Source organism: Cupriavidus sp. 01T418 (assembly GCF_056398885.1).
In genome coordinates, this window is the sequence record NZ_JBFTQG010000001.1 from 236,533 (window position 1) to 255,129 (window position 18,597).

Consider the following 18,597-nt stretch of genomic DNA (forward strand, 5'->3'; position numbering starts at 1 on the left):
CCCGGCACACCCAGGGCGTACCCGTTTCTGCGTGTATCCCGCGTGGACCGGAAGCAGGATTCGCGATGGGTTTCGAGAGCGTTTCAGCGCTTGGGCACGAAGCGGACGATCTGCTCGTTCGCCTGTTTGCCAGGCATCGGCTGATCGCTTTGCGCCGTGCTGGAACCGCAGGTATTGCAGCCGCCGCTGTCGCAGCCGCTGGCGCAGCCGGCCGCCGCCCGCGGCGCGAGCCAGGCCACGACGCGCTGGCGCCAGCCGCTGGCCGCGGCGCCGCCCAGGCTCGCCGCCAGCGCTGCCTTGACCCGCTCACGCGTGCGCGGCGCATAGCGCGCCAGCACGGAGACCGCGCAGGCCAGCACGATCAGCGGCACCAGCAGGGATTCAAAGGCGTGGTAGAGGTTCATGATTGTGTGGCTGGCTAGCTGAACATCAGGGCGATGTGGTACGTGGCAAAGGCGGCCACGTAGCCCAGCGTCGCCAGGTAGGCGGTGGAAGCCGCCATCACCTTCCAGGAACCGGTCTCGCGCCGGATCACGGCCATCGTGGAGATGCACTGCGGTGCAAACACGTACCACGCCAGCAGCGCCAGCGCGGTGGCCAGCGACCATTGCGCGGCGATCATCGGCGCGAGTTGGCTGGCCATGGCGTCCTCGCTGCCGGACAGCGCATAGACGGTGGCCAGCGCGCCCACGGCGACTTCGCGCGCGGCCAGGCCCGGCACCAGTGCAATGCAGATCTGCCAGTTGAAGCCCACCGGCGCGAAGACATGCTCCAGCGCGCGGCCGATCATGCCGGCGAAGCTGTAATTGATGGCCGGGGCGGTGGCGCCGTCCGGCGGCGACGGGAAGGTGGCCAGGAACCACAGCAGCACCGTCAGCGTCAGGATCACCTTGCCCACGCGGGACAGGAAGATGCGGGCACGTTCCCACAAGCCGATCGCCACATCGCGCGGATTGGGGATGCGGTAGGAGGGCAGTTCCATCATCAGCGGATGGTCGGTGCGGTCGCGGCGGAAATACTTCAGCACATAGGCCACCGCCAGCGCGCTCACGATGCCCGCCACATAGAGCACGAACAGCACGAGCCCTTGCAGGTTGAACAGCCCCATCACCGTGCGTGTCGGGATGAACGCGCCGATCAGCAGCGCGTAGACCGGCAGGCGCGCGGAGCACGTCATCAGCGGCGCCACCAGGATGGTGGTGATGCGGTCGCGCGGGTCCTGGATGGTGCGTGTGGCCATGATGCCGGGAATCGCGCAGGCAAAGCTGGAGAGCAGCGGGATAAAGGAACGGCCGGACAAGCCGGCGCCCATCATCAGGCGGTCGAGCAGGAAGGCCGCGCGCGGCAGGTAGCCGGATTCTTCCAGCGTCAGGATGAACAGGAACAGGATCAGGATCTGCGGCAGGAACACGATCACGCTGCCCAGGCCGGCGATCAGGCCGTCCACCAGCAGACTGCGCAGCATGCCCTCGGGCAGGTGGCTGCCGACGATCTCGCCGAACCAGTGCACGCCGCCCCCGATGCCGTCCATCAGCGGCGCGGCCCACGAGAACACCGCCTGGAACATCAGGAACAGCAGCACGGCCAGGATCATCAGGCCGAACACTGGGTGCAGCAGGATGCGGTCGAGCCGGTCGTCCAGCGCGGCGGTGCGCGCCGGCATGGTGACGGCCGCATCCAGCAGGCGCTTGACCTCCTGGTGGACATCCAGGTCGGAAGCCGGCTCGGCCGTGGCCGCGGCGACCGGCACCGCCGGCAGGGCGGCGTCGAGCGCGGCCAGCAGGTTGGCGGCGCCATCGCGCTTGACCGCCACGGTCTCCACCACCGGCACGCCGAGCGCGGCGGCCAGCTTGTCGCGATCGATGTGGATACCGCGCTTGGCCGCAGCGTCGCTCATATTGAGCACCAGCACCATCGGCAGGCCCAGGCGGCGCAGTTCGAGCACGAAGCGCAGGTGCAAGCGCAGGTTGGTGGCATCCACCACCGACACCAGCAGTTCGGGGCGCGGCTCGCCCGGGCGCCGGCCCAGGCAGACATCGCGCGTGATGGCTTCGTCAAGGCTGGCCGCGTGCAGGCTATAGGCACCCGGCAGGTCGAGCACGCGCACCTGACGGCCGGCCGGCGAGACGAAATGGCCTTCCTTGCGCTCGACGGTGACGCCGGCATAGTTGGCCACCTTCTGGCGGCTGCCGGTCAGGCGATTGAACAGGGCGGTCTTGCCGCAGTTGGGATTGCCCACCAGCGCAACGCGCAGGGCGGGACGCTGGGAAGCGGAAGTCGGGGTGGCGAAAGACATGGTCTTGGGGGAACTGCCCGGTCAGGCAACGGAGCGTTTGGCGGCGGGCGCGTCAGCCAGCGCCGCCGGCGTGATGCTGGTGACGGAAGCGCTTGCCACTTCCACGGTAATGCGCGCCGCTTCCGAGCGGCGCAAGGCAAACCGGGTAAAGCCCACTTGGGCGACAAGGGGATCCATGCCGAACGGTCCCAGTGCGATGACCTGCACGGCTTCACCGGGCACGAAGCCAAGTTCGCGCAGGCGACGGGCGATGGCGTCGTTCGATGTGATGTCGTCGACAGATACGATGACAGCGGCAATGCGCCGCGGAAGTTCAGACAACCGCATGAGTCTTCCAGTCCGTTGGCGCGCGGCACGCGGTCGGCAAACTCACGCCAGGGTTGGTAAATGAAAATCGTTCCAATTGTAGCTGATTTGCATGCTGGCGTTTGGCTTTCGCGGGGTTGTCACACTGGGGCGGGCATGCCGGCTGCCTTGCATCCGCGCGGCACGGCAGGCCGTCCCCTGGCATAGAATGCAAGTCGGCACACACCCGAGGCCGGCTCAAGGCGAGCCATGCCACGCAAACATGGAGCACAAGACATGATTTTCGAAATAGCGCAGATCCAGATCAAGCCGGGTTCGGAAGCGGCCTTCGAGGCCGGCGTCGCCAAGGCGGCCCCGCTCTTCAAGCGCGCCCGCGGCTGCCACGCCATGCGCCTGCTCAGGTCGATCGAGAATCCCACGCGCTATACCCTGGAAGTGGAATGGGAGACGGTCGAGAACCATATGGTGGATTTCCGCGAATCCGAGGACTTCGCCGAGTGGCGCAAGCTGGTTGGCGAGTACTTCGCGGCGGCGCCCGATGTGGGCCATGCCAGCGTCGCGATCGAAGGAATCTGAGGCTGGCGGCAGGCGCGCAGACCTGGCTGGCGCAGGCCTCCTGCTTCAGGAGGGGGCTTGAATAACACGTTTGTGTTATTGGAAAGACAAATGCCCGGAGGTAAGCTCTTCGCACGCTGAACACCCCCGTTCCACGCGTATTTGACGTGCCACCTGCCGGTAAAGTAGGTGGCATTTTTCTTGTTGGGCTGGGGTTTTCCCTATAAGTCGACGCTTGGGGACCGAAACCTCCCTGGCGCTACCGTACCTCCCGCACCATCTCCAGAAACCGGTCCCGGGCCGGATCATCCGGCCCGGCCTTCCACACGCAATACACCTCCGACGGCACCGTGGCCTGCGCCAGCGGCAGGAACACCGCCCCCGCCATCGCCGAGCGCTGCAGCGCCGCCGGCACCACCGCCACGCCGGTGCCTTGCGATACCAGCGACACCACCGACAACCAGTGCCGCACCTCATGCCGGATCTGCGGATAGAAGCCCTGCGCCGCGCACATCTCGAAGATCCGGTTGTAGTAGTCGGGCGAAGCCTTGCGCGAGAACAGTACAAACGGTTCGTCCCGCAATTCGCTCAGCGCTACGTTGGCCTGGCTGGCCAGCGGGTGGTCGTCCGGCACGCAGCACAGGAAGGGTTCGCTGTGCAGCAGCGCGGTGGCGAGTTCGTCCGGCACGCGGTTGGTGTGGATAAAGCCGGCATCCAGCCCGTCGTGCAGCAGCGCGTCGATCTGTTCCTGCGAGTTCAGTTCGGTCAGCGCCACCTGGATGCCGGGATAACTGGCCTGGAACGCGCGCAGGCGCTGCGGCAGGCCGCGATACAACATCGAGCCGACGAAGCCGATGCGCAGCCGTCCCACCGCGCCGGCCTCGATCTCGCGCGCCAGCAGGCGGGCCTCCTCGGCCTGTGCCAGCAGCGCGCTGGCCGATTCGCGGAAGGCCCGGCCGGCGGCAGTCAGGCGCACGCCGCGGCTGTCGCGCTCGAACAGCCGGGCGCCCACCGAGGCTTCCAGTTGCTGGATATTGAGCGACAGCGGCGGCTGGGAGATCGACAGGCGGCGTGCGGCACGGCCGAAGTGCAGCTCTTCGGCGAGCACAAGGAAGTAGCGCAGGTGACGGAATTCCATGGCGATATAAAAATTATATGGACCAAGCCAATTTTAGAATTAGACACGAATCGCCGGGCTTTGAATAATGCAGGCAACGCATCCGCCCGCCACCGCGTGGGCCATGTAACGGCTGCGCAGCAGAACAGCCGGTAAAAGCACAAAAGAAGCAGTAAGAAGCAGCAAAACCACCAAACAGCGCAAGAACCGCCTACCGGCGACCTGGAGCTTCCGCCCAGGAGCAGGTCTGGCTTTCGACCCGGCATCATGTGCCGGCAAACTCAGGAGACACTTCATGCAGACCAGCGCAGCGCGCCAAACTGCCGTTTCAGCCCCCGCAGCCCCCGCCGCCACGGCCACGGCTACGCCAGCCCATCCGGTGCCGGACCAGCAGGGCGTCAACCTGTTTGCCAGCGATCCGGATCTGCGCGCGCTGCTGCCGCTGTATCTCCCGTCCGACCTGTTCGCCCACCTGCTGCCCCACCTCGATCGCATGGGTGCGCTGGCCGGCGGCGTGCTGGACGAGCTCGCGCATACCGCTGACCAGAACAAGCCCACCTTGTCGCACCGTACCCGCACCGGCATCGATGCGCAGCGCATCGACAAGCATCCTGCCTATGTGGAACTGGAGAAGGTGGCGTTTTCCGAGTTCGGCCTGGCGGCGGCATCGCACCGCGGCGGCGTGCTCGGCTGGGACAAGCCGATGCCCGCCGCGGCCAAGTACGCGCTGACCTACCTGTTCGTGCAGGCCGAGTTCGGCCTGTGCTGCCCGCTGTCGATGACCGATTCGCTGACGCGCACGCTGCGCAAGTTCGGCGATCCGGCCGTGGTCGAGCGCTTCCTGCCCAACCTCACCACCCAGGTCTTCGAAGACCTGTACCAGGGCGCCATGTTCATGACCGAGCAGGGCGCCGGCTCCGACGTGGCCGCCACCACCACCCGGGCCGCGCGCGATGCGCAGGCCGAGGGCGGCTGGCGCCTGTCGGGCGACAAATGGTTCTGCTCCAACCCGGACGCCGCGCTGGCGATGGTGCTGGCCCGCGTCGAGGATGAGAACGGCGAGGCCGCGCCCGGCATCAAGGGCGTGTCGCTGTTCCTGCTGCCGCGCACGCTGGCGGATGGCAGCGCCAATCATTACCGCATCATCCGGCTGAAGGACAAGCTCGGCACGCGCTCGATGGCCAGCGGCGAGATCCGCCTCGAAGGCGCCCATGCCTACCTGGTGGGCGAACTCGGCCGGGGCTTTGTGCAGATGGCCGACATGATCAACAACTCGCGCCTGTCCAACGGCGTGCGCGCGGCCGGCCTGATGCGCCGCGCCCTGTCCGAAGGCCAGTTCATCGCGCGCGAGCGCCGGGCCTTTGGCAAGCGCCTGCTGGATATGCCGCTGATGCGCCGCCAGTTGCTCAAGCTCGTGCTGCCGACCGAGCAGGCCCGCACCATGGTGTTCCAGACCGCGGAGGCACTGCGCCGCGCGGATGCCGGCGAGGCCGATGCCTATCCGCTGATGCGCGTGCTGACGCCGCTGATCAAGTTCCGCGCCTGCCGCGATGCGCGCAAGGTCACCGGCGACGCCATGGAGATGCGCGGCGGCTGCGGCTATATCGAGGAATGGAGCGACCCGCGCCTGGTGCGCGATGCGCATCTCGGCTCGATCTGGGAAGGCACCAGCAACATCGTCGCCCTCGACGTGCTGCGCGCGATCCGCCGCGAAGGCGCGCTGCCGGTGCTCGAAGCCCACCTGGCCGGCCTGCTGCAAGCCACGCCGCTGCATGCCGAGGCGCGCGCCACGTTCACCGCGGCGATTGCCCGCGCCGCCAGGCTGGCCGTCCGCGCTGCCGAAGCCGGCGCCGATGGCGACGTACTGGCCCGGCAGGCCGCCTCCGCGCTGTACCACGTGACCAGCGCGGTCGCCATGGCCTGGGAAGCCGGCCGCATCGGCTCGGTGCGGCGCATGCGCCTGGCGCAACTGGTGCTGATGCATCGCGTGCTGCCCCAGGATCCGCTGGCCGGCGAGGCCGAACCCAACTGGCTGGCCGATACCATCGCGCCGCCGGCCGATGGCGCAGTGAGCGCCACCGGCGAAGTGGAGCAGGTCAATCTCTTCTGACCTGATGCTGTACCGCAACAACCAACAAACCCCGGCGGCGCCAACCGGCGCCGCCCACTCCGCCGCAGCACCGGCTGCCCAGCGGAAGAAGACCTGAACCAGGAGACCAGCATGACCCTCTGGCAACGCATCGCCGCCGTCGCCGCCTGCACCCTCTGCGTGGGCGTCGCCCCCGCGCTGGCGCAAAAGGATTTCCCGTCCAAGCCGATCATGATGATCGTGACCTACCCGCCCGGCGGCCCCACCGACGTGATGGCGCGCACCCTGGCGTCCGCACTCAAGGGCAGCCTCGGCCAGACCGTCGTGGTGGAAAACCGCGCCGGCGCCGGCGGCAATATCGGCGCCGAGGCCGTGGCGCGCGCGGAGCCGGATGGCTATACACTGATGTTCGGCACATCTGCCCCGCTGGCGATCAACGTCAGCCTGTACCGCAAGATCAACTACGACCCGGTCAAGAGCTTTGCGCCGGTGATCCAGATCGGCCAACTGCCTAACGTGCTGGTCGTGAACCCGTCGGTGCCCGCCAGGAACGTCAAGGAACTGATCGCCTATGGCAAGGCGAACCCGGGCAAGCTGACCTATGCTTCCTCGGGCAACGGCGCGTCCTCGCACCTGGCCGGCGTGCTGTTCAACAACGTGGCCGGCACCGACTTCCGCCACATCCCCTACAAGGGCACCGGCCCCGCGCTCAACGACCTGCTCGGCGGGCAGGTCAGTATGGCCTTTACCGATGTCCTCACTGCGCTGCCCTTTATCAAGAGCGGCAAGATGCGCGTGCTGGGCGTGACCACCAAGGGCCGCTCGCAGGCGCTGCCCGATGTGCCCACCGTGGCCGAGCAGGGCGTGCCCGGCTTCGACGTCTCGGTGTTCTTCGGCGTGGTCGCGCCGGCCGGCACGCCGCCGGCAGTCATCGCCAAGCTCAATCATGCCTTTGCCGACGCGCTGCAACAGCCCGATGTGCGTAAAACCCTGCTGGCCCAGGGCCTGGAACTTGCGCCGTCGACGACGCCGGAGCAACTCGGCAACTTCGTCAAGGCGGAGGTGACCAAATGGCGTAGCGTGGTGCAGAAATCGGGCGCGCAACTGGACTGAGTGCAGCACGCAGGGGGCAGCGCCCGCTGCTGTGCGGCGGTGGCGTCGATGGCTGGCTCGGCTGTAGTATCGTTGCCGGTGAACGCGCGTGCGTTTCTACGCACGCGATGGCATGACAGCCCTTCGCGCCAGATTTCCACGACTGCCCCAACCGATCCCGCCGTATATGACAGATTTCCCCAAGCCCGTGCCCACCAACGAATTCGCCGGTGAAGCGCCGGGCGTGCTGTTTGCCCTGCCGATGCCAATGGCCCGCGTCTTCGGGCTGACCGGTGTGCACATCGGCGCCAAAGAGGCGCGCGTGAGCATGGCCTACCACGCCGACCACACCAACAGCCGCGGCGACGTGCATGGCGGCGCGCTGGCTACCTTGCTGGATTGCGCGCTGGCCTGCGCCGCGCGCGGCCACGATCCGCGGCGCTTCGGCGTGGCGACGATCGACCTGTCCGTGCACTTCACCGCGCCCGGGCGCGGCGAACTGATCGCCACCGCCTGGTGCGAGCGGCGCGGCCGTTCCCTGTGTTTCGCGCGCGGCGAGGTCCGCGACGCGCAGGGCGAACTGCTGGCGCTGGCCACCGGTACCTTCAAGCTGCTCGAGCGCGTGCCTGCGGCTGCCTGAGCGATCAGCGATCAGCGATCAGCAATCAAACGTCAACCGCCGCAGCTACGGAACCTACCCATGAGCAAACTCCCTGTATCCCCCGGCGCGCTCGCCGGCATCCGCGTGGTCGATCTCTCCCGCATCCTGGGCGGGCCTTTCTGCGGCCAGATCCTTGGCGACCACGGCGCCGACGTGCTCAAGATCGAGCCGCCGCAGGGCGACGACACCCGCACCTGGGGACCTCCGTTCAAGGACGGCGTGGCCTCGTACTACTTCGGCCTGAACCGCAACAAGCGCGTGATGCGCCTGGACCTCACCACCGACGCCGACCGCGAGGTGCTGCTCGCCCTGCTGGCCGATGCCGACGTGCTGGTGGAGAACTTCAAGACCGGCACGCTGGAGAAGTGGGGCCTGGGCTTCGACGCGCTGTCGGCGCGCTTCCCGCGCCTGGTGCACTGCCGGGTTTCGGGCTTCGGCGCCGACGGCCCGCTGGGCGGCCTGCCCGGCTACGACGCGGCGATCCAGGCCATGGCGGGCATCATGAGCATCAACGGCGAAGCCGGCGCCGATCCGCTGCGCGTGGGCTTGCCGGTGGTGGATATGGTGACGGGGCTGAACGCCGCGCTGGGCGTACTGCTGGCGCTGCAGGAGCGCGAGCGCAGCGGGCGCGGCCAGTTTGTCGAAGCGGCGCTGTACGACTCGGGACTGTCGCTGCTGCATCCGCATGCCGCCAACTGGTTCATGAACGGCAAGGAGCCGACCCGCACCGGCAACGCGCATCCGAATATCTATCCCTACGACATCGTCGCCACCGCCACCGACCCGATCTTCCTCGCGGTCGGCAACGATCGGCAGTTCCGCATCCTGTGCGAGCACCTGGACCTGGCCGCGCTGGCCGACGACGAGCGCTACGCCACGGCCGGCGCGCGTTCGGTCAATCGTGTCTTGCTGAAGGTGGAACTGGAAGCGCGCATGGGCAAGCTGGATGGCAAGGTGCTGGCCGATACGCTGGTGGCCGCGGGCGTGCCGTGCGCGCCGGTGCTGTCGGTGGCCGATGCCTTGCAGCATCCGCACACCGCGCACCGCGAGATGGTGGTGGAGATGGCCGACGGCTACAAGGGACTGGGCGCGCCCGTCAAGCTGAGCCGCACCCCGGCCACCTACCGCTACGCGCCGCTGGCCGAGGGCGACCGGTTCCTGCCGCGCGACGCCGCCAACGATAGCGAGTGACACCGACGTCCCGCTGCCTGCCGCGCATTTGCACGCGGCAGGCGTGCGTTTGGATGCATTTGCCTTGGGCCGTGTTGTTCTGTTCGGGAGCTACGCCGGCGTGAGATTTGGCGTGGGCGCCATGGCTTGCGTCGTGCCTGCTCCGCCTGCCCGCGCTCGCGCAGCAAGTCCGACAAACTGCGCAACGCCCGGGACGGTCGCTCAAACCAGTCCCGCATTGGACAGCTCGCGCTTCAGATAGGCGTAGTAGATCGGCCCTGCAATCACCCCCGGGATGCCATACAGCGATTCCATCAGCAGCATCACCGTGAGCAGCTCCCAGGCGGCGGCATTGATGCGCGCGCCGATGATGCGCGCATTGAGGAAATACTCGAACTTGTGGATCGCCACCAGGTAGAGCAATGAGGCGATCGCCATCGGCAGCGAGATCGACAGCGAGGCCACCACGATGAAGGTGTTCGACACCAGGTTGCCCAGGACCGGCAGCAGCCCGACCACGAAGGTGATGGCCACCAGCGTCTTGGCCAGCGGCAGGTGCACGCCGAACAGCGGTAGTACCACCAGCACGTAGATCGCCGTCAGCACGGTGTTGATCAGCGAGATCTGCACCTGCGCGAAGATGAACTGCGAGAAGGCCAGTTGCAGGTTGCGTGCGCGCTGCACCAGTGCCGTGGCCAGCGGCCTGCGGTTGGGCTTGGAGATGGCGCGGTACAGCGCGACCATGGCGCCGATCACGAAGCCGATCAGGATGTGCGCCAGCGCGCGCAGCACTTCGGCACCCAGTTTCCGGGCCATTTGCGCGTGCTCGCGCAGCCAGTCGATCAGTGTGTTGGCCAGTTCGTCCACGCCGCGCGGCAGCGCGTCGCTGACCCATACCGGTAACTGGGCCCGGGACTTGTCGATGATATCGGCGGTGCGGATCAGCAGGGTGTCCAGGGTATTGCCGTCGCCGCTGACGAAGCGCACCAGCGCCCAGCCTCCCAGCGTCAGCACCAGCAAGGTGACGGCAGACAGGATCGCCACCGCCAGGGCGTCGTGGCGCTGGTGCAGGCGGGCCAGCTTGGGCGCCAGCACGTCCACCAGCGAATAAAGCAGCAAGCCGGCCAGCAGGGCTGCCACCAGGTTGGCCTGCATCACCGTCCAGAGCGCCAGGGCGGTCAGGACATATGCGGCCGTGCCGACACTGAACCACTTTGCTTCCGGCAAGCGGGGCAAGCGTGGCGGATCGGGCTGATTCATCAAGTCTCCTGCATGTGGGCCGGGACACCGGGCGGACTGTCTGGCGTCTGTGGATTGTACGGCGCTTGATTGTCCGATGCGCGGGCGGCGAAGGCAAGCGAGCGGGCCGGCCGGCACGGGCGACAACGCACCCTCGCGATTGCTATGATCGGTCTGGTGCTCGCGCATCCGCTCGCCCGCGCCCGGTACTTCGCCGGCGCGGGGCCCGCGCCGGTGCGCTTTTCGTGGCTGACAGGGACGGATCATGACCTTTGCGCACACAGTGGCGTCGCGGCGCCATCTCTTCGCCGATCTCAAGACCTTGCTGGCCAAGGCCAGCCCGGCGCGTTCGGGCGACTACCTGGCCGGCCTGGCCGCCGCCAGCGAGGAGGAACGCATGGCCGCGCGCATGGCGCTGGCCGAGGTACCGCTGGCGCACTTCCTGAGCGAGGCGCTGGTGCCCTACGAGCAAGACGAGGTCACGCGCCTGATCATCGATCGCCATGACAGCCAGGCTTTTCGCGAGATCGCCTCCCTCACCGTGGGGGATTTGCGCAACTGGCTGCTGTTGCACGAGACCGACTCCGCCGTGCTCGCGCGCGTCGCCCCGGGAATCACGCCGGAGATGGCGGCGGCGGTCAGCAAGCTGATGCGCAACCAGGACCTGGTGGCGGTGGCGCGCAAGTGCCGCGTGGTCACGCGCTTTCGCAATACCATCGGCCTGCCCGGGCGGCTCTCGGTGCGGCTGCAGCCCAACCATCCCACCGACGACACCCGCGGCATTGCCGCTTCGATGATCGACGGGCTGCTCTATGGCTGCGGCGATGCCACCATCGGCATCAACCCGGCCACCGATAGCCTCGGCGCCATCGTGACGCTGCTGCGCCTGGTCGATGACCTGCGTTGCCGTTTCGACGTGCCTACCCAGTCCTGCGTGCTGACCCACGTCACCAACACACTGCGCGCCATCGAGCAGGGCGCGCCGGTGGATCTGGTGTTCCAGTCGGTAGCCGGCAGCGAGCGCGCCAACGCCGGCTTCGGCATCAGCCTGGCCCTGCTGCGCGAGGCCCACGCTGCCGCGCAAGGGCTGGCGCGCGGCACCGTGGGCAACAACCTCATGTACTTCGAGACCGGCCAGGGCAGTGCGCTGTCGGCCAACGCGCACCATGGCGTGGACCAGCAGACCATGGAAGCGCGCGCCTATGCGGTGGCGCGCGAGTTCTCGCCGCTGCTGGTCAATACGGTGGTGGGCTTTATCGGCCCCGAATACCTGTACGACGGCAAGCAGATCATCCGCGCCGGCCTGGAGGATCACTTCTGCGGCAAGCTGCTCGGCGTGCCGATGGGTTGCGACGTCTGCTACACCAACCACGCGGAAGCCGACCAGGACGATATGGACACGCTGCTGACGCTGTTCGGCGTGGCCGGCATCAACTTCATCATGGGCGTGCCAGGCGCCGACGACATCATGCTGAACTACCAGAGCACCTCCTTTCACGACGCGCTCTACCTGCGCGACACGCTGGGCCTGCGGCCCGCGCCGGAATTCGACGACTGGCTGCAGCGCATGGGCATCCTCGGCGCCGACGGGCGCCTGCTGGAACTGGCCGAGCGCCAGCCGCTGCTGCAACTCGCCCGCGGCCTGTAAGGGCCGGCCAACGCACCCGCGCACGTTTGAGGCTACCGCCATGAGCCAGAAGCTGATCCACGATAACCCCTGGCAACGCCTGCGCCAGTTCACCGTGGCGCGCATCGCGCTGGGCCGCGCCGGCAACAGCCAGACGACGGACACGGTGCTAGCCTTTGGCCTGGCGCACGCACAGGCCCGCGACGCGGTGCACTTGCCGCTGGCGCGCACCGCCATCGAACAGGCATTGCGCGATGCGGGCCTGGCGAGCGTGGCCGCGCACAGCGCAGCGGCGGACCGCGCGCACTATCTGCGCCGCCCGGACCTGGGCCGCCAGCTTGACGACGCCAGCCGCCAGCGTCTGGCGCAGGCACGTGCGGCCGATGCGCCCGACGTGGTCTTCGTGATTGCCGACGGCCTTTCCGCGCTGGCCGCCGAACGCCATGCCGTGCCACTGTTGCTGGCCGTGCGCGAGCGCCTGCCCGGCTGGCGCATCGGGCCGGTGGTGGTGGCTGAGCAGGCGCGCGTGGCGCTGGGCGACGAGGCCGGGCTATTGCTGCGCGGGCGGCAGGTGGTGATGCTGATCGGCGAGCGGCCCGGGCTGAGCTCGCCCGACAGCCTCGGCGTCTACCTCACCTATGACCCGCGCCCCGGGCGCAGCGACGCCGAGCGTAACTGCATCTCCAACGTGCGGCCAGAAGGGCTGTCCTATGTCCTGGCGGCGGACAAGCTTGCGTTCCTGTTGCGCGGTGCCTTGGCGCTCGGGCGCAGCGGCGTGGATCTCAAGGACGACAGCGGGCAAGTTGCGTGGCCGGAGCCATCGCCGCGCGCACTGACCTGACGCGGCTGAGACGGCGATCGGTCGGAAGAAATGGCTGTGCGGGATAATCGACAGCATCAACGATCAGTGGCGAGTGTGTTTTGTTGGTTGGCCGACGGCCCGGAGGGCGTCGAGATCGTGGACTATCACTGAAAGGCAATCACCATGGCCCGCTTCCAGAACGGTATGCGTCCGGTCCATCCCGGCGAAATCCTCCGCGAGGAATTTCTTGTCCCCCTGGGCATGAGCGCCAATGCACTCGCTGTGGCACTGCATGTCACTGCAGCCCGCATCAACGACATCGTGCGCGAGCGCCGGGGGATTACGCCAGATACCGCCCTGCGGCTGGCGCGCTACTTCGGCGGCGACGCTGAATCCTGGCTTAAGCTGCAGCTGTCTTATGATCTGAAAGTCGCTCAGCGCGAACATGGCAAAGAGATTGCTGCCGAGATCACACCACGCGATCTCGAGGCTGCCTGAACACTTCCGCGCGCCCGCGCTTTCGGACCGTGTTCCGCGCAAACGCTGCCTTTGCATTCCCGCACCACACCGTACATCACGCGGCACCATCGCCCGGGCACTCACGCGCCGCTCCACGCCTCCCGGTTGATCGCCGCCGCCGGCGCGCGGCGCGGCGCCTGCGTGCGCGCCAGGTGCTCCAGAGCGGGTTCGATCACTTCCGCCAGCTGGTCGAAGGCCGGCCCGATCTCGGCTTCCGGCACGCAGGCATAGCCCAGCAGCAGTCCCTGCTGCGTCGCCTGCGCGGGATCGGCGAAATAGCGCGACAGCGGCCGCGTGGACAGGCCCCGCGTGCGCGCCGCCATGCTGATGCCGAGATCGTCCGCGCCCGGCGGCAGGTGGATCACCATGTGCAGGCCCGCTTCGTGCGTGGAAGTCGGCCAGTCCGCGCCGAAGCGCGCCGCGATGGCTGCGCGCAGCAGGCCCTGGCGTTGCGCGTAGCGCTGCCGCATGCGGCGGATATGGGTGGCGTAGTGCCCGTCCTCGATAAAGTCGGCCAGCACCGCCTGCTGTACCAGCTGGCCCTCGCGGAACAGCTCCGACAGCCCGGTGGCGAAATGCGGGGCGAGCGGCTTGGGCAGCACCATGAAGCCCATGCGCAGGCCGGGGAACAGCGTCTTGGAGAACGTGCCCATGTAGATCACGCGGTCGTGCTCGTCCAGCCCTTGGAGCGAGGCCAGCGGCCGGCCTTCGAAGCGGAACTCGCTGTCGTAGTCGTCCTCCACGATCCAGGCACCATGCTGGCGCGCATACTCCAGCAGCATGCGCCGGCGCGACAGGCTCATCACCATGCCCAGCGGGTACTGGTGCGAGGGCGTGGCGAAGATAAAGCGCGGCGGATTCTGCAAGGTAGCCGCGTCCGGGGCAAGCCCCTCGCTGTCCACCGGCACCGGGATGGTCTCGATGCCCGCGCTGTTCAGCAGGCTGCGCGTGCCCCAGTAGCCGGGGTCTTCCATCCACGCCTTGTCGCCGACGTCGCCCAGCAGCCGGGCGATCAGGTCGATGGCCTGGTGGATGCCGGTGGTCAGGATGATCTGCTCGGGGTCGCAGCGCACCGAACGCACCAGCCGCAGGTGCTCGGCCATCACGCGGCGCAGCGGCATGTAGCCGCCGTTGTTGGCATAAGTGAGCAGCTCGGGGCGCGGCGCGCGCCAATGCTTGTTCAACAGGCGTGCCCACACAGCGTGCGGAAACAGCGACACGTCGGGCACGCCCGAAACAAAGGCACCCCATTGCCGATCCGATGCACCGGAATGCGATACCAGATGCTGGCCGCGCCGCGAAAGCGTGAAGCGGTTCGGGTTTCGCTGCATCTCTGTCACAAACGCGGTGCCGCTTTGTGGCCTGATGGTGTGCAATGCACTATGGTCGGGGAAACTCTGCGACACGAAGGTGCCACTTCCACTCGCTGCCGTGACATAGCCTTCCGCGAGCAACTGCTCATAAGCGTAGAGCACGGTATTGCGGGAAACGCCCACTTCCTTGGAGAGCAGCCGCGAGGCGGGCAGCTTGCTGCCCGCAATCAGTGAGCCGGCAAGGATTGCCTGGCGAATGATCTCGTAGAGCTGGCGGTTCATATGCGCGCCATTCTTGTCCGCCGGACCGTCCGCGGGCCGCTCCAGACGCTGTAGCAGCAGCTCCGATAGAATTGTTTCTTTCAAAGCGGCCCCTGGTGGAAAGAGAAATATGGATCTATGTATGGTACCAATGATCGGCCAAGTTTCCACCCATTGTGTTTCGATCGTCGGGTTCTTGAGGCCTCGCCACACTGACGCTGCTCACCACGGTGGACGCCACCGCCAAGCTTCTCTGGATGGGGCTCAAGTGGGGGGCGGTCGTTCTGTTCCGGTCGCGCATGTCGAGTTTCGCTGAGCATTAAACCTCAAGGCGCGATTGCTGGGGGCGCACTCGATCGCATTGATTTCCCGGCATCCATGCCAGGAAGCAACCGTCCGTCTGAAACCTGACGGAGAATACGTGGATACGTGGAATCGCTTCTCCAAATGCAACAACCAATGCAAAGTGCCTCCGCCGTCAAAGCCCTGGCCGCGCTCGCGCAACAATCTCGCCTGGCGATCTTCCGTCTGCTGGTTCAAGCGGGCCTGGAAGGCGTCAACGCCGGACGGATTGGCCAGGAGTTGGGGCTGCCGCCGGCCACCCTCTCGTTTCATCTCAAGGAACTCGTCCACGCCGGGCTGATAAGGAGCCACCAGGAAGGCAGGTTCGTCATTTACCAGGCCCAGTATGACCAGATCAACGAGCTCATTGGTTTCCTCACTGAACACTGCTGCGAGGGCAACCCTGAGGGTTGCGACGTAACGCCGTTCGAATGCGAGCCCAAGTCGGCAAAACGAACCAGGTCGGCCGTCAAGACAACTTGAGCGACGGGGCTCTCAGTGCCATAGCCGCAGCGCCAGAGGTGATAGCGCCCAGTGTTACGGCTAGGCGCTACCTTTGAGGTGAGTGGGATTCGGAGGCCTCGTGACCGGGTCCGCGGTCACCGCTTTCCGTGCGAACACTTTAGAGATTTTCGCGCGCCCCTGGAGCGCGGTCCTGTTGGCCTGAGGACTCGATCACGTTCGGATGACCGGCGCTCTTCGTGCGAGGCTCGAACGCGCTGTGCAGCGCCAGTCCGACGGCAGCGCCAACCAACTCGGCGACCATGAATCCAGGCACGCTCGCAGGCGCGATGCCGGCAAACGTATCACTGAACATCCGACCGAAGGCGGCCGCCGGATTGGCGAAGGAAGTGGAAGCGGTGAACCAGTACGCGGCGCCGATGTAGCTCGCCACCATGGCGGGTGCGCGCCCATTCGGCGCCCGCAGGATGACCAGAAGCAGGCCGGCCGTCGCCACTGCTTCCGCGATCCACTGGCCGGGGCCGGTTCGCACCTTGGCGGAAAACTGCAGAATGCTCATGTCGAACATCGCGTGGGCTAGCCACGCACCGAGCACGGCGCCAAGCAATTGGGCCACGATGTAAGGCAGCAGGGCCGGCATGGGCAGTTCGCCCCGGACCGCCATGACCGCGCTGACGGCCGGATTGAAGTGCGCTCCACTGATCGGACCGAATACCTCGATTAACACATAGAGGCCGCCCACAGTGGCGAGTGTGTTGGCCAGCAAGGCAATGGCGACATTGCCACCGGCCAGGCGCTCGGCCATGATTCCCGAACCAATGACAACGGCCAGCAGTAGCGCCGTGCCAAGGGCTTCCGCCCCAAGTTTGCGAGGCAGGTCTGCCATGATGCTTAGCTCTTCGAAATGGCGGTCAAGACTTCCTGCAGATCGGCCTTGCTCAGATTCTCAAGCGGCAACTGCAGCAATTGCAACATGCGGTAGCTGATGGCCTGGCGTGTCAGCTCGAAGGCCTGACGCTTACCGTCATCCCCACCGGGCGCGTTCGACGGGTCGACGTAACCCCAATGCACCTTCACCGGACTGCCCGGCCAATATGGGCATTCCTCCGCGGCTGCGCTGTCGCACACGGTGATCACAATGTGCATCTCAGGCGCGCCTTCGCCGACAAACTCGTCCCAGCTCTTGCTGCGATAGCCGCTGACGTCAACACCGGCATTGGTCAGCGCCTCGAGGGCGAACGGATTCAGGCGGCCACTTGGCGCACTTCCCGCACTATAGGCACGGACATTCTTGCCCAGCTTCTTTGCCCAATGGTTGAGCATGCCTTCGCTCAGTACGCTTCGCGCAGAGTTGTGGGTGCAGAGGATTAGAACGTTGGTTGTCATAAGCACTGCCAGCAATGGTCAGCTTTGCCCGATATCGCGCACTGCCTTCTGCAGGGCAACGGCATCGAGCTTAAGGATAGGTAGGGACAGGAACAGTTCGATGCGTCGTTTCAGCGTGATGGCGGCATCGTTGATCGCCTGCTGCCTCTGCGCCTCGGTCCCTTCGCATGCGGCCGGGTCCGGCACGCCCCAGTGCGCCGTCACCGGCTGACCCGGCCACACCGGGCACACTTCTCCGGCGGCCTTGTCGCAGACTGTGAAGACAAAATCGAGTTGCGGCGCGCCGTCCTGGGAGAACTCGTCCCAGCTCTTGCTGCGGAAGGCTTCCGTCGGCAGTCCGTAGTGCTTCAGGGTCGCCAGCGCAAGGGGATTCACCACGCCCGTCGGGTGGCTGCCGGCCGAGTAGGCCTGGAAGCGCCCCTTGCCCAGATGGTTCATCAGCCCTTCGGAGAGAATGGACCTCGCCGAATTCCCGGTACAGATGAAGAGCACGTTATAGGTCTTCTCGCTCATGTTGGACTCTTCAGCAGCACGACGAGTTGGATTTCACGGCGATGCCAATCGGCTTGCCCTGCGGGGCGCGCGGCGCGCAACATGCCGAGTCTGCGTTTGCCGACTCCGTGGGCCGGCTTTCACCGAACACCGGCACATTGCCGAGCGTATGGAAATGCTCCCAGGCGATGCCTTGGGGATCCGTGACCCAGTGCTTATCGCTACGTGCGTAGCAGCAGGTGGCCTGCCCTTCATCGAGCAGCGCCATATCGGCAGCTTCCGCACGGTCTTTCAGCGCCACGAGCTCTTCCGCGTTGTCGGTCTGGAACCCCAGGTGATCCACACCAGGCTCCCCGCCACGCGTGGAGATGGCGAAGTTCACTCGCGGATCTTCCAGCATCCACTTTGCGTAGTCGCTCTCGACACGCGTGGGCTCGGCCGCGAACAGCTTCGAGTAGAAGGCAATGCTCTTGCCAAGGTCCTGGACGTTGAGGTGGACGTGAAAGCGCTTCATTGGAGTTCCCCTTTAACACGGACAAACGGTGGCAGCGGTATTTTCGATGCAGGCCTCTCCTTGGCAGCAGTTAGCTGTCAGAAAGCCCAGCAAGTCATTCATGTGCTCAAACGCGGCGCGATAGATCAGGTGCCGGCCTTCACGCTCCTGCGTGATCAGGCGGGCATTCATCAGTTCCTTCAGGTGGAAAGACAGCGTCGCACCGGGCACCCCGACCTGCTCGGTGATCGAACCGGGCGTCAACCCCGACGGCCCGGCCACCACCAGCAGGCGGAAAACCTGAAGGCGCAGGCCATGGGCCAGCGCGGCGAGCGAGCGGATCACATCGTTTTCTTCCATGTTTCCATAATATTA

The 18,597-nt window shown here is 66.5% G+C and carries 20 protein-coding genes; 9 read left to right on the forward strand and 11 right to left on the reverse strand.

Annotation, left to right across the window (positions count from 1 at the left end):
* Positions 1–83 precede the first annotated feature (83 nt).
* From AC1DQ3_RS01070 to AC1DQ3_RS01080, 3 genes are read right to left on the reverse strand one after another with little or no spacing between them, the layout of a single operon-like run.
* Positions 84–404: a DUF6587 family protein gene (locus AC1DQ3_RS01070; RefSeq protein WP_477118313.1), complete on the reverse strand. Its 321-nt coding sequence runs from the start codon at positions 402–404 to the stop codon at positions 84–86.
* Positions 405–418: 14 nt separating this feature from the next.
* Positions 419–2,296, reverse strand: coding sequence for a ferrous iron transport protein B (gene feoB / locus AC1DQ3_RS01075; RefSeq protein WP_477118314.1), 1,878 nt, complete (start codon positions 2,294–2,296; stop codon positions 419–421).
* Between the two features lie 21 nt (positions 2,297–2,317).
* Entirely contained in the window at positions 2,318–2,623 is a 306-nt protein-coding gene (locus AC1DQ3_RS01080) for a FeoA family protein (RefSeq protein WP_477118315.1), read from the reverse strand.
* Positions 2,624–2,878: 255 nt separating this feature from the next.
* On the opposite strand from AC1DQ3_RS01080, the gene AC1DQ3_RS01085 reads away from it, so the two are divergent.
* On the forward strand, positions 2,879–3,178 hold the full coding sequence (locus tag AC1DQ3_RS01085) for an antibiotic biosynthesis monooxygenase family protein (protein WP_477118316.1): 300 nt from the start codon (positions 2,879–2,881) through the stop codon (positions 3,176–3,178).
* A gap of 238 nt (positions 3,179–3,416) precedes the next feature.
* Here the strand turns inward: AC1DQ3_RS01085 and AC1DQ3_RS01090 are convergent, their stop codons facing one another.
* Positions 3,417–4,295: a LysR family transcriptional regulator gene (locus tag AC1DQ3_RS01090; RefSeq protein WP_477118317.1), complete on the reverse strand. Its 879-nt coding sequence runs from the start codon at positions 4,293–4,295 to the stop codon at positions 3,417–3,419.
* A gap of 274 nt (positions 4,296–4,569) precedes the next feature.
* Here AC1DQ3_RS01090 and AC1DQ3_RS01095 point away from each other — a divergent pair, with 274 nt between their 5' ends.
* The 4 genes from AC1DQ3_RS01095 to AC1DQ3_RS01110 all read left to right on the forward strand — a co-directional run bounded on the left by AC1DQ3_RS01095 (position 4,570) and on the right by AC1DQ3_RS01110 (position 9,307).
* The gene (locus tag AC1DQ3_RS01095) at positions 4,570–6,384 is read left to right on the forward strand and encodes an acyl-CoA dehydrogenase family protein (protein ID WP_477118318.1); all 1,815 of its coding nucleotides are present in this window, start codon (positions 4,570–4,572) and stop codon (positions 6,382–6,384) included.
* Positions 6,385–6,495: 111 nt separating this feature from the next.
* On the forward strand, positions 6,496–7,476 hold the full coding sequence (locus AC1DQ3_RS01100) for a Bug family tripartite tricarboxylate transporter substrate binding protein (protein WP_477118319.1): 981 nt from the start codon (positions 6,496–6,498) through the stop codon (positions 7,474–7,476).
* A 166-nt stretch (positions 7,477–7,642) separates the two neighbouring features.
* Positions 7,643–8,095 carry a PaaI family thioesterase gene (locus AC1DQ3_RS01105; RefSeq protein WP_477118320.1) on the forward strand — a complete coding sequence of 151 codons (453 nt, stop codon included), beginning with the start codon at positions 7,643–7,645 and terminating at the stop codon, positions 8,093–8,095.
* A 60-nt stretch (positions 8,096–8,155) separates the two neighbouring features.
* The gene (locus AC1DQ3_RS01110; RefSeq protein WP_477118321.1) at positions 8,156–9,307 is read left to right on the forward strand and encodes a CaiB/BaiF CoA transferase family protein; all 1,152 of its coding nucleotides are present in this window, start codon (positions 8,156–8,158) and stop codon (positions 9,305–9,307) included.
* 201 nt (positions 9,308–9,508) lie between these two features.
* Here the strand turns inward: AC1DQ3_RS01110 and AC1DQ3_RS01115 are convergent, their stop codons facing one another.
* Positions 9,509–10,546, reverse strand: coding sequence for an AI-2E family transporter (locus AC1DQ3_RS01115; RefSeq protein WP_477118322.1), 1,038 nt, complete (start codon positions 10,544–10,546; stop codon positions 9,509–9,511).
* Positions 10,547–10,790: 244 nt separating this feature from the next.
* Between AC1DQ3_RS01115 and AC1DQ3_RS01120 the strand changes: the two genes are divergently transcribed.
* The 3 genes from AC1DQ3_RS01120 (at position 10,791) to AC1DQ3_RS01130 (ending at position 13,452) form a co-directional block, all read left to right on the forward strand.
* The gene (locus AC1DQ3_RS01120; protein WP_477118323.1) at positions 10,791–12,173 is read left to right on the forward strand and encodes an ethanolamine ammonia-lyase subunit EutB; all 1,383 of its coding nucleotides are present in this window, start codon (positions 10,791–10,793) and stop codon (positions 12,171–12,173) included.
* Between the two features lie 40 nt (positions 12,174–12,213).
* Complete coding sequence (gene eutC, locus AC1DQ3_RS01125; RefSeq protein WP_477118324.1) at positions 12,214–12,993, forward strand: ethanolamine ammonia-lyase subunit EutC; 780 nt, start codon at positions 12,214–12,216, stop codon at positions 12,991–12,993.
* Positions 12,994–13,137: 144 nt separating this feature from the next.
* Complete coding sequence (locus AC1DQ3_RS01130; protein WP_477118325.1) at positions 13,138–13,452, forward strand: HigA family addiction module antitoxin; 315 nt, start codon at positions 13,138–13,140, stop codon at positions 13,450–13,452.
* 101 nt (positions 13,453–13,553) lie between these two features.
* Here the strand turns inward: AC1DQ3_RS01130 and pdxR are convergent, their stop codons facing one another.
* A complete protein-coding gene (gene pdxR, locus AC1DQ3_RS01135; RefSeq protein WP_477118326.1) occupies positions 13,554–15,152 on the reverse strand; it encodes a MocR-like pyridoxine biosynthesis transcription factor PdxR in 1,599 nt (532 codons plus the stop codon).
* A 354-nt stretch (positions 15,153–15,506) separates the two neighbouring features.
* Between pdxR and AC1DQ3_RS01140 the strand changes: the two genes are divergently transcribed.
* Entirely contained in the window at positions 15,507–15,872 is a 366-nt protein-coding gene (locus AC1DQ3_RS01140; RefSeq protein WP_477118498.1) for an ArsR/SmtB family transcription factor, read from the forward strand.
* 139 nt (positions 15,873–16,011) lie between these two features.
* On the opposite strand, the gene AC1DQ3_RS01145 is transcribed toward AC1DQ3_RS01140, so the two are convergent.
* The 5 genes from AC1DQ3_RS01145 to AC1DQ3_RS01165 are packed head-to-tail and all read right to left on the reverse strand — an operon-like array spanning position 16,012 to position 18,582.
* Positions 16,012–16,737, reverse strand: coding sequence for an aquaporin (locus tag AC1DQ3_RS01145; RefSeq protein WP_477118327.1), 726 nt, complete (start codon positions 16,735–16,737; stop codon positions 16,012–16,014).
* A gap of 5 nt (positions 16,738–16,742) precedes the next feature.
* Positions 16,743–17,237, reverse strand: coding sequence for an arsenate reductase ArsC (locus AC1DQ3_RS01150; RefSeq protein WP_477118328.1), 495 nt, complete (start codon positions 17,235–17,237; stop codon positions 16,743–16,745).
* Positions 17,238–17,255: 18 nt separating this feature from the next.
* Complete coding sequence (locus tag AC1DQ3_RS01155) at positions 17,256–17,750, reverse strand: arsenate reductase ArsC (protein WP_477118329.1); 495 nt, start codon at positions 17,748–17,750, stop codon at positions 17,256–17,258.
* 10 nt (positions 17,751–17,760) lie between these two features.
* On the reverse strand, positions 17,761–18,243 hold the full coding sequence (locus AC1DQ3_RS01160) for an ArsI/CadI family heavy metal resistance metalloenzyme (RefSeq protein ID WP_477118330.1): 483 nt from the start codon (positions 18,241–18,243) through the stop codon (positions 17,761–17,763).
* 12 nt (positions 18,244–18,255) lie between these two features.
* On the reverse strand, positions 18,256–18,582 hold the full coding sequence (locus AC1DQ3_RS01165; RefSeq protein ID WP_477118331.1) for an ArsR/SmtB family transcription factor: 327 nt from the start codon (positions 18,580–18,582) through the stop codon (positions 18,256–18,258).
* Positions 18,583–18,597 lie beyond the last annotated feature (15 nt).

Bases quoted from the DNA above. Each gene is read 5' to 3' on its own strand.
- AC1DQ3_RS01070 (WP_477118313.1), bottom strand. From the start codon at position 404: ATGAACCTCTACCACGCCTTTGAATCCCTGCTGGTGCCGCTGATCGTG.
- feoB (WP_477118314.1), bottom strand. From the start codon at position 2,296: ATGTCTTTCGCCACCCCGACTTCCGCTTCCCAGCGTCCCGCCCTGCGC.
- AC1DQ3_RS01080 (WP_477118315.1), bottom strand. From the start codon at position 2,623: ATGCGGTTGTCTGAACTTCCGCGGCGCATTGCCGCTGTCATCGTATCT.
- AC1DQ3_RS01085 (WP_477118316.1), top strand. From the start codon at position 2,879: ATGATTTTCGAAATAGCGCAGATCCAGATCAAGCCGGGTTCGGAAGCG.
- AC1DQ3_RS01090 (WP_477118317.1), bottom strand. From the start codon at position 4,295: ATGGAATTCCGTCACCTGCGCTACTTCCTTGTGCTCGCCGAAGAGCTG.
- AC1DQ3_RS01095 (WP_477118318.1), top strand. From the start codon at position 4,570: ATGCAGACCAGCGCAGCGCGCCAAACTGCCGTTTCAGCCCCCGCAGCC.
- AC1DQ3_RS01100 (WP_477118319.1), top strand. From the start codon at position 6,496: ATGACCCTCTGGCAACGCATCGCCGCCGTCGCCGCCTGCACCCTCTGC.
- AC1DQ3_RS01105 (WP_477118320.1), top strand. From the start codon at position 7,643: ATGACAGATTTCCCCAAGCCCGTGCCCACCAACGAATTCGCCGGTGAA.
- AC1DQ3_RS01110 (WP_477118321.1), top strand. From the start codon at position 8,156: ATGAGCAAACTCCCTGTATCCCCCGGCGCGCTCGCCGGCATCCGCGTG.
- AC1DQ3_RS01115 (WP_477118322.1), bottom strand. From the start codon at position 10,546: ATGAATCAGCCCGATCCGCCACGCTTGCCCCGCTTGCCGGAAGCAAAG.
- AC1DQ3_RS01120 (WP_477118323.1), top strand. From the start codon at position 10,791: ATGACCTTTGCGCACACAGTGGCGTCGCGGCGCCATCTCTTCGCCGAT.
- eutC (WP_477118324.1), top strand. From the start codon at position 12,214: ATGAGCCAGAAGCTGATCCACGATAACCCCTGGCAACGCCTGCGCCAG.
- AC1DQ3_RS01130 (WP_477118325.1), top strand. From the start codon at position 13,138: ATGGCCCGCTTCCAGAACGGTATGCGTCCGGTCCATCCCGGCGAAATC.
- AC1DQ3_RS01140 (WP_477118498.1), top strand. From the start codon at position 15,507: ATGCAAAGTGCCTCCGCCGTCAAAGCCCTGGCCGCGCTCGCGCAACAA.
- AC1DQ3_RS01145 (WP_477118327.1), bottom strand. From the start codon at position 16,737: ATGGCAGACCTGCCTCGCAAACTTGGGGCGGAAGCCCTTGGCACGGCG.
- AC1DQ3_RS01150 (WP_477118328.1), bottom strand. From the start codon at position 17,237: ATGACAACCAACGTTCTAATCCTCTGCACCCACAACTCTGCGCGAAGC.
- AC1DQ3_RS01155 (WP_477118329.1), bottom strand. From the start codon at position 17,750: ATGAGCGAGAAGACCTATAACGTGCTCTTCATCTGTACCGGGAATTCG.
- AC1DQ3_RS01160 (WP_477118330.1), bottom strand. From the start codon at position 18,243: ATGAAGCGCTTTCACGTCCACCTCAACGTCCAGGACCTTGGCAAGAGC.
- AC1DQ3_RS01165 (WP_477118331.1), bottom strand. From the start codon at position 18,582: ATGGAAGAAAACGATGTGATCCGCTCGCTCGCCGCGCTGGCCCATGGC.